This is a genomic window from Psychrobacter immobilis (assembly GCF_904846185.1).
GTDB lineage: Bacteria > Pseudomonadota > Gammaproteobacteria > Pseudomonadales > Moraxellaceae > Psychrobacter > Psychrobacter immobilis_B.
The window spans coordinates 126,833-141,708 of sequence record NZ_CAJGZQ010000009.1; the positions used below are offsets into that span (position 1 = coordinate 126,833).

12 protein-coding genes and 1 pseudogene are annotated in these 14,876 nt (G+C 43.1%); 2 read left to right on the forward strand and 11 right to left on the reverse strand.

Translation table 11 applies throughout. The features are described from left to right. Window positions 1-89: 89 nt before the first annotated feature. The 11 genes from bamB to JMW94_RS06970 form a co-directional block, all read right to left on the reverse strand. On the reverse strand, window positions 90-1,298 hold the full coding sequence (bamB, locus tag JMW94_RS06920; RefSeq protein WP_201559923.1) for an outer membrane protein assembly factor BamB: 1,209 nt from the start codon (window positions 1,296-1,298) through the stop codon (window positions 90-92). Between the two features lie 243 nt (window positions 1,299-1,541). Continuing rightward, the gene (locus tag JMW94_RS06925; protein ID WP_201559924.1) at window positions 1,542-2,327 is read right to left on the reverse strand and encodes a YfgM family protein; all 786 of its coding nucleotides are present in this window, start codon (window positions 2,325-2,327) and stop codon (window positions 1,542-1,544) included. Window positions 2,328-2,382: 55 nt separating this feature from the next. After that, complete coding sequence (hisS, locus tag JMW94_RS06930) at window positions 2,383-3,672, reverse strand: histidine--tRNA ligase (RefSeq protein WP_201603498.1); 1,290 nt, start codon at window positions 3,670-3,672, stop codon at window positions 2,383-2,385. 64 nt (window positions 3,673-3,736) lie between these two features. Beyond that, window positions 3,737-4,852, reverse strand: coding sequence for a flavodoxin-dependent (E)-4-hydroxy-3-methylbut-2-enyl-diphosphate synthase (gene ispG, locus JMW94_RS06935; protein ID WP_045444859.1), 1,116 nt, complete (start codon window positions 4,850-4,852; stop codon window positions 3,737-3,739). A gap of 133 nt (window positions 4,853-4,985) precedes the next feature. Then, window positions 4,986-5,798: a helix-turn-helix domain-containing protein gene (locus JMW94_RS06940; protein WP_109591647.1), complete on the reverse strand. Its 813-nt coding sequence runs from the start codon at window positions 5,796-5,798 to the stop codon at window positions 4,986-4,988. Then, window positions 5,795-6,745, reverse strand: coding sequence for a type IV pilus biogenesis/stability protein PilW (gene pilW / locus JMW94_RS06945; RefSeq protein WP_227685445.1), 951 nt, complete (start codon window positions 6,743-6,745; stop codon window positions 5,795-5,797). Before pilW ends, JMW94_RS06940 begins: the two co-directional genes overlap by 4 nt. 213 nt (window positions 6,746-6,958) lie before the next feature. After that, window positions 6,959-8,200 carry a 23S rRNA (adenine(2503)-C(2))-methyltransferase RlmN gene (gene rlmN / locus JMW94_RS06950; RefSeq protein WP_201603514.1) on the reverse strand — a complete coding sequence of 414 codons (1,242 nt, stop codon included), beginning with the start codon at window positions 8,198-8,200 and terminating at the stop codon, window positions 6,959-6,961. 419 nt (window positions 8,201-8,619) lie between these two features. Next, entirely contained in the window at window positions 8,620-9,051 is a 432-nt protein-coding gene (ndk, locus tag JMW94_RS06955) for a nucleoside-diphosphate kinase (protein ID WP_055124481.1), read from the reverse strand. A gap of 438 nt (window positions 9,052-9,489) precedes the next feature. Then, window positions 9,490-9,906 carry a lysozyme inhibitor LprI family protein gene (locus JMW94_RS06960; RefSeq protein WP_193007514.1) on the reverse strand — a complete coding sequence of 139 codons (417 nt, stop codon included), beginning with the start codon at window positions 9,904-9,906 and terminating at the stop codon, window positions 9,490-9,492. 318 nt (window positions 9,907-10,224) lie between these two features. Beyond that, complete coding sequence (locus tag JMW94_RS06965) at window positions 10,225-11,514, reverse strand: adenylosuccinate synthase (RefSeq protein WP_201603517.1); 1,290 nt, start codon at window positions 11,512-11,514, stop codon at window positions 10,225-10,227. A gap of 125 nt (window positions 11,515-11,639) precedes the next feature. Continuing rightward, window positions 11,640-12,947 carry an ATP phosphoribosyltransferase regulatory subunit gene (locus tag JMW94_RS06970; protein WP_201603519.1) on the reverse strand — a complete coding sequence of 436 codons (1,308 nt, stop codon included), beginning with the start codon at window positions 12,945-12,947 and terminating at the stop codon, window positions 11,640-11,642. 479 nt (window positions 12,948-13,426) lie between these two features. On the opposite strand from JMW94_RS06970, the gene JMW94_RS06975 reads away from it, so the two are divergent. After that, window positions 13,427-13,816: a DUF2237 family protein gene (locus JMW94_RS06975; protein ID WP_045451983.1), complete on the forward strand. Its 390-nt coding sequence runs from the start codon at window positions 13,427-13,429 to the stop codon at window positions 13,814-13,816. Window positions 13,817-13,890: 74 nt separating this feature from the next. Next, a pseudogene (locus JMW94_RS06980) lies at window positions 13,891-14,751 on the forward strand (CorA family divalent cation transporter); the annotation flags it as partial. Window positions 14,752-14,876: the final 125 nt, after the last annotated feature.

The following is a 14,876-nucleotide window of genomic DNA, read 5'->3' on the forward strand; positions in this document are numbered from 1 at the left end:
CGTTTGTGTTCTCTAAAATTGCAATCCATCAGTTGGCTTAACGATAATATCAAACATACTATCTAAGTAAGCATTAACCGATAAAAAGCTTAGCGGGCTAACTGCCAAATAGCAACTTGTCCTGACGTGCTTTGGGTCATTAAGCGGCTGCCTTGTACCTGCAAGCTACTCAAAGCGCCCTTGGTTTGTACACGGCTAACGATTTTACCGCTAGCTGGATCAAATAAGTGTACCACGCCGTCAAAATCACCCACAGCAATATAATTGCCAATCATCACAGGATTGGTTAAATGACGATAAGCCAGCTCTTCACTTTCCCAAAGAACCTCACCAGTACTGCGATTATAGGCAACCACTTTACCCTCTAAACTGGTAGCAATCACCTGCTGGTTATTTACAGCAAGTGACTTTAAGCTGGCAAGCTCGTTGACAAACATGACTTGACGCGAAGCCAAATCAATACCTAATAACTGACCGCTATAACTGATGGCAAATAGCTGGTTTTTATCGACGATCGGCGTACCATCGACATCACTCATGCGCTCAACTTCACTACTACCAGTGCCAACACCAACACGTCTTGACCACTGCGGTAAACCACTATCAGTCGTCACCGCATGTAAACGACCATCAGCAGTCGCTAATAACGCCGTTTTGCTATCTAATAACGTTGGCGCCGCACTACCGCGTACACTGATGGCTGGAACTTGTGTGGCAAACTGCCAGACAGACTGACCTGTCTGTAGTGACAAGCCATGTAAAAAGCCATCGTTCGCTGATAGAATGACACGGTTATTGGTAATTAAAGCGGGTGTCAATACTGATCCTGATAACTGCTTCTGCCAGCGTTTTGCGCCAGTCACACTATCAAATGCCATCACTTGACCACCGCGTGTGCTAATAATCGCTGTTTGGCTTAAAGCATCTAAAGCAACGCCGCCCGTGATTTGATCGCCAACGTTGATCGACCATAAACGTTCGCCTGCACTGTTAAAGCCGGTCAAGTCCCCACCGCGCGATGCAGTGACGATTTGTCCATTGACATAACCTACTTGCAAGTCTAATGGATCTTTCTTACTGGCTTTTTTATTGCCAATATCTGTGCTAAAAACCGGTTGCAACACACTGATAGGCTCAGCAATCTGTACCAGCTTGACTGGATCATTGACGACGGGTTTAATACCGCGATTACACCCAATCACCGCAGTGCTCATCACTGCCAATACTGCCACATGCATCACCGTCGATTTGATGGTTTTAGCTTTTGATATCTTGCTAGAGCGAATAGATTGAGTCATTATGAGTTCTCACTACAAATAAATTATTATTAATTAGTAAATTGGTTATCAGTAAGTATAAGATCGGCGATTAGTACTCACCAAGCACATTCAATGAGTGCTGGTGGTTCATGCGACGCGATTGTTTTACTGTACCACTTAGCTTGTAGAACGGTTATAGATACGCGCTATTGACTAGCAATTATCAGGCATTAGGTAGAACGCAAACGCTATTATTGGTTAACAGCGCTTGTCACTGTACAATTATTGCGCAACCTCGGCAGCAGCATTTTCTTCCACCAAGGGCTGTGCAGGATTACTTGACTCTTGAATCAGACTGACTGGTTCGTCGATAGGCTCAGGTACGATGCCCAGACTCTCCATCTTTAATGCCAATACTGCACGCGTCTCTTGACGGTTGCGTAACAACTCCCAAGCATTATTATAAGACTTGATCGCTGAGTCTTTATTATCTTGTGCCAAATAAATATCCCCTAACAACTCTTGTTGGCTGGCTTCAAATGAGCTTGGCATATCATTGTTGGCTTCTGCTAATGCAGCATCCGTATCGCCCGCCGCCAGTAACGTTGTCGCATAGCGCAAACGAGTAATTGCCTGTAAACCTGCATCACCTAAGTCAATAGCCAATGCTTTTTTGAAGGTTTCACTTGCCTCGGTAAATTCATTATTATCTACTTGCTGACGCGCTTTAATCATCAGTGCCTGCCAAGCGTAAACCGACTCACCATGCTTACTGACTAGCGCATCAATATCTTTGTTTAGCTGGGTGCGACTTTGGGCAAGTGCTGCCTGTGCTTCTGCTTCCAAATCAGGGTTTTGTGAGGCCAAACTGACTTCTTCATTCAACCGCTGAATGTCTGCATAATGATCTGCTGCAACGGTGTCTACGCGCGCATGGTTGTCCTGCCAATATGTCCAACCAAAATAAGCGGCCAGTGCCAACAAAATCGCAGTGACAATATAGCTGCCATACTGCTTTAACGCTTGCATTGAATTGTCTGCATTCGGCGAATTGGGTGTCAGAGCCATATGTGTTTACCTGATAAAAGTGTTATGAAATTGCTAATGCTAAAACCGCAATCGATTACTGACGGATAAAATTTTCTTTGTTCGACAGCCAATCTGTCGCAACCGTCTGTTGTTCGCCCGTCTGCATGTCTTTAACGCTGAGGGTATTATCATCCAGCTCTTGCTGCGCAATAATAACGGTCAATGCAGCACCTGACTTATCGGCTTTCTTCATTTGCGCTTTTAGGCTCGTCGCACTCGCCATTTTCACCCGAATGTCTGGGCGACTATAGCGTAGGCGCTGGGCATAGCCAATACCAGCACTATAAACCTCTGGATGCGCAACCACGAAAACATCGCAAGCGGGAACATCAGCAATCGGCGCAACCGCTTCCATTAACAGTAATAAACGCTCAAGCCCCATGGCAAATCCAACAGCAGGCTCAGATTTTACTGGCTTATTGCCATCAGTACCGATGGATTTTAGTTGCCCGATCAAACCATCATAACGGCCGCCTGCACAAACAGTCGCTTGGCTACCAAGCTTGTCGGTCACCCACTCAAAAACCGTTTTGTTATAATAATCAAGACCGCGTACTAAGTGTGGATTGATCTCAAAATTAATACCCAGCTCTGTTAAATAGGCTTGTACTTGCTCAAAATGCGCCACGCTTTCTTCACCTAAAAAGTCAGCAAGCTTAGGCGCGTCTACCAATAGAGCTTGGGTGCTTGCTTCTTTGCTATCTAAAATACGTAGCGGATTGGTGGTCAAGCGGCGCTTGCTGTCTTCATCCAGCTGATCTTTTTTATCGGTTAAATAAGCAACCAATGCTTCGCGATAAGCATAACGCTCATCAATTTCGCCCAGACTGTTCAGCTCTAAACGCATCTCATCTTTTAGACCCAGCTCTTGCCACATCAGATGGGTCATGGCGATCAGCTCAGCGTCAGCGTCTGGTAAGGCACTACCAAAGCTTTCAACACCTATTTGGTGAAACTGACGATAACGACCTTTTTGTGGACGCTCATAGCGAAACATTGGACCGATATACCATAACTTTGGCATATCACCGCGCAGCAAGTTATGCTCAATCACAGCACGTACTGCACCTGCTGTACCTTCAGGGCGTAGAGCCAACGGCGTTGGTGGCTCAGACTTATCGGTAAAGCTATACATCTCTTTTTCGACAATATCAGTCGCGCCGCCAATGGCACGCGCAAACAAATCGGTTTGCTCAACGATTGGCAAGCGAATATGCTCAAAGCCGTATCTGCCCAGTACTTCAGCCAATATCGCTTCTAAATGCAGCCATTTTGCGGACTGATCAGGCAAAATATCATTGAACCCTTTGATAGCTTTAATCATGGTACGGTCGTATCCTTAAAAATTTTAACAAGTGTCTCTTTTATTTTTTGCTCATAATAGTGTTTTATTTTACGCGGATAATCTCATTCTCGCGTTTTTTAGCCAAATCTTCGGCATGTGCGCGTACCATGCCTTCTATTTCATCGACCAAATTATCGGTATCGATAAGATGGCTTTTTTCACCCATACGATATACCAAGGATCTTGGTGCGGCACCAACAATGCCAATATCGGCCTCTTTCGCTTCACCAGGACCATTTACTTTACAGCCGATCACAGACAGATTCATCGGTTCACGAATGTCTTCTAAGCGCGACTCTAAAGCCGTCATGACTCGAATCACATCAAACTCTTGGCGCGAGCAGCTTGGGCACGCAATAAAGTTGACACCATTAGAACGTATATTTAGCGATTTTAAAATATCAAAGCCGATTTTAATTTCTTCTTCAGGCTCTGCCGCCAGTGAGATACGGATGGTATCACCGATGCCATCTAATAATAAACCGCCAAGTGCAATCGCGGATTTAACTGCGCCCGTACGATAAACGCCTGCCTCGGTGACGCCTAAATGCAGCGGATTATCAATTTGGGCAGAAATCAGGCGATACGCATCCAAGGTCAAAAACACATTACTGGCTTTAACCGATACTTTATATTGATCAAAATTTAGACGATCTAATATATCAATATGGCGCATGGCTGATTCAAGCATCGCCTCGCCAGTTGGCTCGGTATATTTGCGCTGAATGTCTTTTTCGAGCGAGCCTGCATTGACACCGATACGAATAGGGATGTTGTAATATTTGGCACAGGCGACCACTTCACGTACTTTGGCATCGCTACCGATGTTACCTGGATTAATACGCAGACAGTCAGCCCCTGCTTCAGCAACTGCTAACGCAATCTTGTGGTCGAAATGCACATCTGCAATCAAAGGCACACTGACCAGCTTACGAATTTCGCCAAAAGCTTTGACCGTATCCATCGTTGGCGTCGACACCCGCATCAAATCCGCACCAGCTTCAACGCAGCGTTCGATTTGAGCGACAGTTGCTGCCACATCGCAAGTATCTGTATTGGTCATACTCTGCACACTAATCGGCGCATCACCACCAATCGCGACATCACCGACATATATTTTTTTGGTAAGGCGACGGTTAATAGGCGCTGACGTTGACATAGACAAACCCTTCAGTTAAAGCGAAAAAACGCAGAAAAAATATACTTATAATAGCTTGGAGATAGCAAATTTTAAAAATAAATCTTGTACAGCAGTCGATAAGACTAGCATTCAAAATTAGCCGCTCAAAAAGTTAAGGCGCTAACTCAAAATTGGCTTGCTTATCCGTTGCATAAGTATTTAGAGCAACCGCTTCTTGGTTAAGCATTATGCTGACATTATCGACATTATCAATTTGTACATTAAACGGCGGCGTACCTGACAGTTTATAATCCCCAGATGTCTGCGAGCCACTCATTAGACTACTACCAGAAGCATCAGTAATACTCACGACGGCGGTATCCGTCAGTTTGACATCTAAAGACGCTGGACTTGCATCGCCGCCCAAGTTTAGAGCAGAGCCAGAGGCACCAACGCCCATCTCATCAGTATTGATTGCCGCCCCTTGCGCTTGCTCTATCGCTGAGACGTCTTCGACCGTCGATACTGGCTGCTCGGTATTCTCTTTACTTGCATTACTCACCATGCGAAATAAGAAAATCGCTAAAATAATGACACCAATAACGGCGATGATCAGTAGTGGGTTAAAACGAATTCGATTGTGCGTATCACGTTGCAACGTGCCCATTGGACGCAGTGGCGTATCCGTGTTATTCACTGATTTTGCTTTCAGCTCCGTAGGATAAGCGGCATCAAAGCTGGTCGCTATTTTTACAGGATCTAAACCCAAAAACTTAGCATAATTGATGGCAAACCCACGGGCAAAAGCAGCTTGCGGCATCTCCGAAAAATTTTCATTTTCAAGCGCTTGTAAATGACGCTTTAAAATAAATAACTCGGCAGCCACCTCGTCTAAGCTGATTTGCTTATTTTTACGGGCTTGCTGCAACACGGCACCAAATGATCCCTGAGCGTTAGATTGAGTGTTTAATGATGGGGTGGTCATTTCCATGGTGCCTCTGGATTGTTAAGCCAAGTCTTAAGTTGTTTTGCTTCATCACTTAAAGGATAAGCGGATAAAAGCTGCTGTGCCAATTGCTGGCGCGTCGTTATGTTATTTTGTGCAGCGGCCAATTTGATACCTTGTAATAGCAAGCGCGGGCTAATGCCCTGCCCTTGTACCAGTATCAAGGTTTCATCATAAAGCCTTTGAGCCTGTGGAACACGTTGCTGCTCAAGCAATAAATCGACCAACTCGATATGGGCAATAATACTATTGCGATTGCCATCAAGTGCCCGTAAAAATGCTTTAGCAGCCGCACTGCGATCCCCTAACTGTAAGTAAGTGCGTCCTAGATTCTCTAGCGCACCAATACGACCTTCGTAACCTAATGCTGAACCCGCAATCTCAAACTGCTCTGCCGCCTCACGATAGCGCTTCATTTGTGACAAATAAACGCCATAGTTATTGTGGGCTTGCTCAAAATCTTTATCAAGCGCGATCGCTTTTTTAAAATACTGATCGGCTTTTTCGAGATTGAGTCGACTGCCCTCTTGCTGCAGCAAAATGCCCATCATATCATAGGCTGGCGCGTAACGGCTATCGGCAGCAAAGGCTTTTTCGAGTTGGCGCTGAGCGGTATCAAGCTCATTTTTGCGGATATATTGCGCGGCAAGTGAAGTGCGCACGCGAGCAATTTCTTGTTGATCTAAGTTACGATTGTCATTGGGTCGCGTAGACGTTTGATAAGCCGCGATGTTTGTCAAATCATTGGTCGGCGTGCTTTGACAACCAGTGAGCAGCAGCCCTACCAATGCCGTCACTAATACCGTACGCTTCGACATCGCTACTGGGTCAATAGCCCCTAGTCCATTCGCTGTACTCAATCGCTTATAAGTCTGAGAAAATATTTTTTGATAATTGAACTGACAAGAATTTCTAGAAGTCATCATAGCCGCCATCATAAAACTGTGATTCAATGCGTTCGATCCTCGAGGCATCAGTTTAATAGATTTAGCCCGCATAAGTACAATTTAGTTGTCATTAATTGCTGTGCACATCCAAACTAATCGTTATTGCTACATTTTTATTACCATTGCGACAGATAAAAGACAAATACGATGCTACATCGAAAATGTCTATTCACCATTTATATGACCATCATACTAAACACTTTCACGATCCTTGATGCTTTGCTGCCACGCGGCTGAACGACGCGTTCTGTCAGCCACTTGCCCAACCAATTGACCACATGCCGCATCAATATCATCACCGCGTGTTTGACGTATGGTACAAACAAAACCTGCTTCACTTAATATGTTGCTGAAGGCATGAATACGATTATTACTCGACTTATCATAATTTGCATGAGGGAACGGGTTAAATGGTATCAAGTTAATCTTACTTGGTAAATCGCCCAATAATGCGACCAATTGCTCAGCATGCTCATTACTATCATTGACACCATCTAGCATCACATATTCAATAGTCACGTGTTTTTTGTGGCGCGGATTGACTTCAAAAACGTAATTTCTCGCTGCCGCCATGAGCTGCTCTAATGGATATTTTTTATTGATCGGCACTAATTCATTACGCAGCTCGTCATTTGGTGCATGCAATGAAATCGCTAAAGCCACGTCAAGCTCCTGTGCCAACTCGTACATTTTTGGCACCACACCTGAAGTCGACAAAGTAACGCGGCGTTTTGATAAACCATAAGCATGGTCACTGAGCATCAATTCCATCGAGCTGACAACGGGACGATAGTTTAATAACGGCTCGCCCATGCCCATCATGACGACGTTGGTGACGTTGTTTTCCCACAAACTATGGTCAACATTTTCTAAACTATCATTTTCATCGGTCATATAAGAGGCATTTGCCACCCATAATTGTCCAAGAATCTCAGCCGCCGTCAAATCGCGCTCAAAGCCCTGCTTACCCGTACTACAAAAGCTACAGTCGAGCGCACAGCCCACTTGCGAAGAGACACACAAGGTTTTACGACCGTTTAATTTACTATCATCTGCGGGAATCAATACGGTCTCGACCAACGAGCCACCCGTGACTTCAAAGACCCATTTACGCGTACCATCATCACTATATTGACGATGAATCACTTTTGGCGGAATGACGCAGGCATTGGCTGATAATTTATCACGCAAAGATTTACTCAGATTGGTCATTTGCTCAAAATCAGTGACACCCTGCTGATATATCCACTTAATGACTTGCGTCGAGCGAAACGGCTTTTCGCCAATACTCTTAAAGTATTCCGCCAGCTGCGCTTGTGTCATACCTAGTAGATTGGTTTTCGCCTGCGCCTCGTCTACTAATTTTATACTCTTAGTAGTCTTAGCAGGGACGTGTTGGACGTTAGTTTGAATAGGAGTTTGAGCAGTTGACATAATAAATAACCTTTTTGCATCTACTGGTATAGGCGATACAATTGTTGAGATGGGTGTTGCAGACGTACTCAATATATGAGTGCATGAGCAATCCGTTATGAGCGCATTTTTTACCAAAAACTGAAAATAATATGCTGATAAAGGATTGATAACGCTATATAAAACCAATAATGAGGGAGAAAAGTTAAAATTTCAACACTAAAATTTCAATGTATAGTCAGACTATTATAATAGCTAAAACGGCTTATACCAAAAGATATAAGCCGTCTTGCCACACTAATAATTTATAGTCAATTTTATAAGCTATTAGTGCATAGTGAATCAAATATAGAGCTGTTACAAGGAAGACAAGCGCCAATTGTACATTGAGTACATTAAGCGAGTCTGACACCGTAACAGACTATATTTGGTTTACTATATTAACGCGTACGTGCACACACTTCTTCTTCATTGAAGAAATAGCTGATTTCACGTGCTGCTGATTCAGCTGAATCTGAACCATGAACCGCGTTTTCATCGATGCTGCTAGCGAAGTCAGCGCGAATAGTGCCTTCAGCGGCGTCTTTTGGGTTAGTAGCGCCCATGATATCACGATGCTTAGCGATCGCATTTTCGCCTTCTAATACAGATACCAATACTGGACCTGAAGTCATAAATGACACTAGATCGTTGTAGAATGGACGCTCAGCGTGCTCAGCGTAAAAACCGCCCGCTTTTTTATCATCAAGTTGCATCATTTTAGCGGCAACAATTTTTAGACCTGATTTTTCAAAGCGATCGTAGATAGCGCCGATGTTGTTGCCAGCTACTGCGTCAGGTTTGATGATAGATAAAGTACGTTCGTTAGCCATGAAAAGCTCCTAATAAATAATGAATTCGATAAAAATGAGATGGTAAATACTTTGTTTTATCTTTGGCCGCAATGTTGACTTAGGCAGATTTAAATAACTCATGGTCTATCAATGCGATAATATGAGCGCCAACACAGGATTGCTGCCTATTATAATGATTAGCGCTATAAATGATAGGGTTAATTTATGACCGCACCTTGCATAAAAGTAAATTTATGACCGCAGCTTATCTTAAGACAAAGTGAGCATTCATCAATAGCAGATTCTTACCCTACGTATCTCATCACTAACTATCTTTGTCATTAATGAGCATAAAACCAACTTGGCGAAAACTCTATGTAAGTGTTACCTACAAAAATCCCTCAGCATATAATGCTAAGGGATTTTATTAATACGCAGCTATGAAGGTCACTGCTTTCAAGCAATACTAAAAAACAACTACTCGCCTAAGCGGCTGTCGCGGCAACTGCCAGCGCTACATTCACGCACACGATCATTTAAGAAGTTCACTCGCTCAGTTGTCACCCGAGTCGCACAACCCATATTGACAAAAAATCCTTCATCATTATTATAACTACATTGGTCATTACGCTCGCGTATCCACGCCAGTTGTCCACGTTTGAGTTTGGATTTTTGCTGGCTATTTAACTGCTTAGCCAATTTTGCATAAGAATTATTCAGCTCTTTATCCGCTTCTAGATATACTTTCGTTAAGCAATATAAACCATCGAAATCATTGTTGGGTTTATCACAGTTTTGCGCGCCCCATGACAGCATAGGAAACATAAAAGCCGCAGACGTTAGCAGTGCTAAAGCTGTTTTGCCTATAGAGTGCTTGATAATAGTCGCTTTCATCACGTTTTCCTTTTTATATATTGATAAAGTTACATTCATTTATGACATAATATACCAATTAAACCAGAATAATGTTAGCAATTTCCCTCTTTATACTATTTTTCTTATCACAGGTTATGCAATCGCCAGATATCTTGATTTTTTATCGTTAGAAATTAATAGTGATTAACACTTTTTCTCACTTGGCATTAATAATAGTTAGCATAATAAAAAATGATAAGACATTACTCATAAGATAATACTCATAAAAAAATCCCAATGCTCAGCACTGGGATTTTTTTATGAACGCTTAAACTAATTAAATTTTATGATAAGAAACTAAGCATCATACGGGTCGCGCAATACAATCGTCTCTTCGCGGTCTGGACCGGTTGAGATAATATCAACTGGGCAACCAATCAACGCTTCGATACGTTTGATATATTTTTTCGCATTTTCTGGAAGTTCATCATAGTTAGTGATACCAACGGTTGACTCACTCCACCCTTGCATCGTCTCATACTTAGGCGTGACTGACTCATAGAATTCAGCATCATGTGCACCTGCACATTCAGTTTCAGGCAAGTTATAACCCACACCAATTAGTAACTCTTCAAGACCGTCTAATACGTCAAGCTTAGTTAAGCAGATACCTGACATAGAGTTCAGTACCACTGCACGACGTAACGCTTCAGCATCGAACCAACCACAGCGACGCGCACGACCAGTAGTCGCACCAAATTCATGACCGACTTTAGCCAAATGCGCACCAACATCATCAAATAGCTCAGTTGGGAATGGACCACTACCGACACGGGTAGTATAAGCTTTAGTGATACCAAGTACGTAATCTAAGTACAATGGACCGATACCTGTACCAGTCGATACGCCACCAGCGGTTACGCTTGAGCTGGTCACAAACGGATATGTACCATGATCGATATCAAGCAATGTACCTTGCGCGCCTTCAAACATCAGGTTCTTACCAGCCAAACGCAATTGATTAAGGTCTTCGGTCACATCAGTAACCATGCCTTTAATCTCTTCTTTCCACTCTTGGCAAAGCTTAAGTGTCTCATCAAAATCAATCGCTTCAACTTTATAATATTGAGTCAATTGGAAGTTATGATATTCGATTAAGTTGTGGAGTTTTTCTTCTAAATCATCACGGAACAAGTCAGCAAGCTTGATGGCACGGCGGGCCACTTTGTCTTCATAAGCAGGTCCAATACCGCGACCTGTCGTACCGATTTTGCCAGTACCGCGTTTAGCTTCGCGTGCTTGGTCAAGTGCCACATGATACGGCATGATAAGTGGGCAGTTTGGAGAGATACGCAGACGCTCACGTACTGGTACGTTGTTGTCTTCTAGCTCTTTCATCTCTTTTAATAAGGCGTCTGGTGCTAACACCACGCCGTTACCGATGAAGCAGGTAACGCCTTCACGTAAAATACCTGATGGGATTAAATGTAGGATGGTGGTTTTGCCATCGACAACTAACGTGTGACCAGCGTTATGTCCGCCTTGAAAGCGTGCAACTGCTGAAGCTTTTTCGGTTAGTAAATCGACGATTTTACCTTTACCTTCATCGCCCCATTGGCTACCCAAAACTACGACATTCTTACCCATGATCAATCCTTACCTTTATGTATTGAGGTGTGTGCAATAACGGTTTAAAGCCTGTGATAACTTTCGTTATCTTGATTTTAAAGACGTTAAAAAATGGTAATACTACTAATATTAAAAATTAATGCTTAAATATTCTGTAACTGCCAATGATTATCTCTAAAGCTCAAACGATGCGTCATATCAGAGGGACGATCTTCTGCATTTAATGGCATGGTGACGCGATAGCCTTGCTCACGTAAACTCTCAACCTGCTGTAGCAGTATCTGTCTCTGTTCTTGGTTCGCACTGCTCAAGGCTTCATAGTCGACCAATACGATGATTGGTGCCTCAAGCTGCGTGTGTGCAAGCAAACGACTGACATCCATACTAAAACCAGTGGCTTCACGTGGCTGATTGATTGCTAACTGGTTGCCGCTTTGCATACCATCGAAACGACCGCCACGTACCAGAGGTTGCGTCTCACTATTGATATAGCCGTTGAACACAATACCCGTGTGGTAATGATAGCCTGATAATTCCGTCACATCGATACTCACAGGGCATTGCCACTGGTCTTGTAGATGTGTTTTTAAGCGTTGTAATTCATTGATAGCAGTCGCGACTTGCGTGTCCTGCTGTGCAGTCTCTGACAATCTCGCCAATAGATTGGTAATATCATGACCAAAACGTGCCAAAGCATAAAAATCATCACCCATTGACAACAACTGGCAGACACGCTTTAGCTCTGGTAGATTTTTATTGGCATATAAATGCATGAGTTGCTCAGCGTCATTATCAGACAACGCTGCCAACTCAGCCAAGCGTTTGAATATCGCCACATGACCCAAGTCTATATGCAGCGTCGCACTCATATTTAGCTTATTTATCATACCAAACAACACATCTATCAGCTCAATATCTGCGGCAAGTGAAGCACAGCCAAATATTTCAGCGCCGAGCTGCAAAGGCGTACGTGAGCCAAACAGCCCTGATGGCAAGGTATGAATTACATCACCTGCATAGCAATAACGCGCAATACCTGTGCCGCCCCAATGCGCATCAATACGCAAAATCTGCGGGGTAATATCCGCACGCAGACCCATCAAGCGACCCGTTAGCTGATCGATAATCTTGAAAGTTTGACGCTTTAAATCTTCTGAGGCGCCACTCAACAATGACTCAGTAAATTCAATCATTGGTGGATTAACCAACTGATAACCATGACCAATAAGCTGCTGAGTCAGCTGATACCTAAGCACTTCTTGCTTACGCGCATCTTCGAACAGCACATCCACCACCCCATCAGGCAACAACCAGCTATTGGCAACGTCGCTGGCAAAGTTGTTCAAATATGGCATGCTAGTAGAGGTGGCAGTGTTTTCAGCAGGCTGAGCCGCCGCTTCATTAGTCGTATTTAACTGGGCAAGTTTTGCAGAATCAGAACTGACAGACACAATAAATCCTTGTTTGGCGTATCGCTTACCAAAAACGCGGTACTGATGCGGTACTTAAAGGTTATATTTACAATTGCATTGACGCCATGCATTTTTATTTTTAACGCGCAACATCATTGACCCAATTATTTATAAACAAACTAGGTAGCCGCAAAAGGGTGAGTAATAAGTATAATTTAGAATGATAAGACGAGTATCTTTATGCGCTAATAAACGGCGTTAAATAATCAAGGCACTTTATGCTTTAGTTTAGCATAGCAGCCAAGGTTCGCCTAGTGACAATTAGCCACAATTACTATCTAATTACGTCTTATCAGCACTTAATCTATGAAGGTTATCTGTAGACTATATAAGTAATCGTTGACTCAAAAATGGTTACCATCATTTTATATCATAAAGAAAATAATGAGCAAAGTGAGAACAACGCCTTCGATACCGACTCATGGTACACTAAGCCATATTTTTATCTCGGAAGCCTTATGTCATCTGATTACCACCCAAACCCTGCCAACAATCAAGCCAATGTCTTAGGTACGGCACTTGCCAGCTGCTGCTTTGACCCTATTACCGGTTATTACCGTAATGGATTTTGTCATACTGGCAACCATGACGTTGGTCAACACACTGTATGCGCCAAGATGACCAGCGAGTTTTTGAACTTTTCTGCCAGTCGCGGCAATGATTTGATTACGCCGCTACCTGAGTATGGATTTTCTGGTCTCAAGCCTGGTGATTATTGGTGCATTTGCGCGTTACGCTGGGTTGAAGCTTTGGACTTTGATATTGCCCCGCAAATCAAACTAGAAGCTTGCCACGAAAGCTTATTGAGCTTGGTCGATATTGATACTTTGAAAAGTTACGCCCTTTAATAACGATCATTATTAACAACAATCATTATAAGTTCTGATTGTGACACGTTTTTTACTTTATAAAGGGAGGGTGTATGGAAAACAATAACGACCAGTTGATCAAAAAAACCGCGCGTATTGCACCTAACTCTAATATCAATCGTATTTACGCCGATATGAATGAGGAACATCTCTATCTAGACAATGACGACAGCTATATCTATGGCGATGCTGATACCACCACTGAGGACACCATCGAGACCATGACGGTCTACGATCCTGACTCTGAACGCTATGAGGATATTGACTCTTCCAGTGCCGATGAAGTCGTCAATTGCTATGCTTATTCACGTAAGACCGGTGAAAATCTCGATAAATTAGCGCTAAACGATGTTAGTCGTGCCTTAAATAATAATGGTCAGTTTATTTGGCTTGGTCTCTATGATCCAAGCCTAGAAACCATGGTCAAAGTCAAAGAAGCCTTTGGACTACATGAACTGGCAATCGAAGATGCATTTGCCGATCACCAGCGTGCCAAAGTCGAGAACTATGACAATGACATGGTGTTTGTGGTATTGCGTACCGCTAAGCTTGAGGACAATGTCATTCGCTATGGCACCACCGCGATATTTATGGGCAAAAACTACCTGATTACCATCCGTAATGGTCCATCAAACTCCTACGCACCTGTCCGTGAGCATTGTCATCGTCGCCCTGAAAAGCTGCGTATGGGGCCGATATTTGTACTGCATGCTATTCTCGATTTTATCGTGGATAATTATATGCCGATTACCGATCGTTTAGGTCGCTATTTGCGTGAGCAAGAACGTTACGTGTTTACCTATGAGTTTGATAAAGGTACATTAAAAAACCTTTATGAGCTCAAATCGCAACTCGTACATATGCGGGCGATTATTTTACCAGTACAGGATATCTGTAGTTTTTTTATCAATCATCTCTGCACACGACAAAAAAACAAAAAAGTCTGTTAAAGCAAAGGCATAATAGTAATTTTTAAGACGAATCAGACCATGCCAAACTTTAACAGACTTAGTGAAACTTTAACCCAAAACCTGAGTAT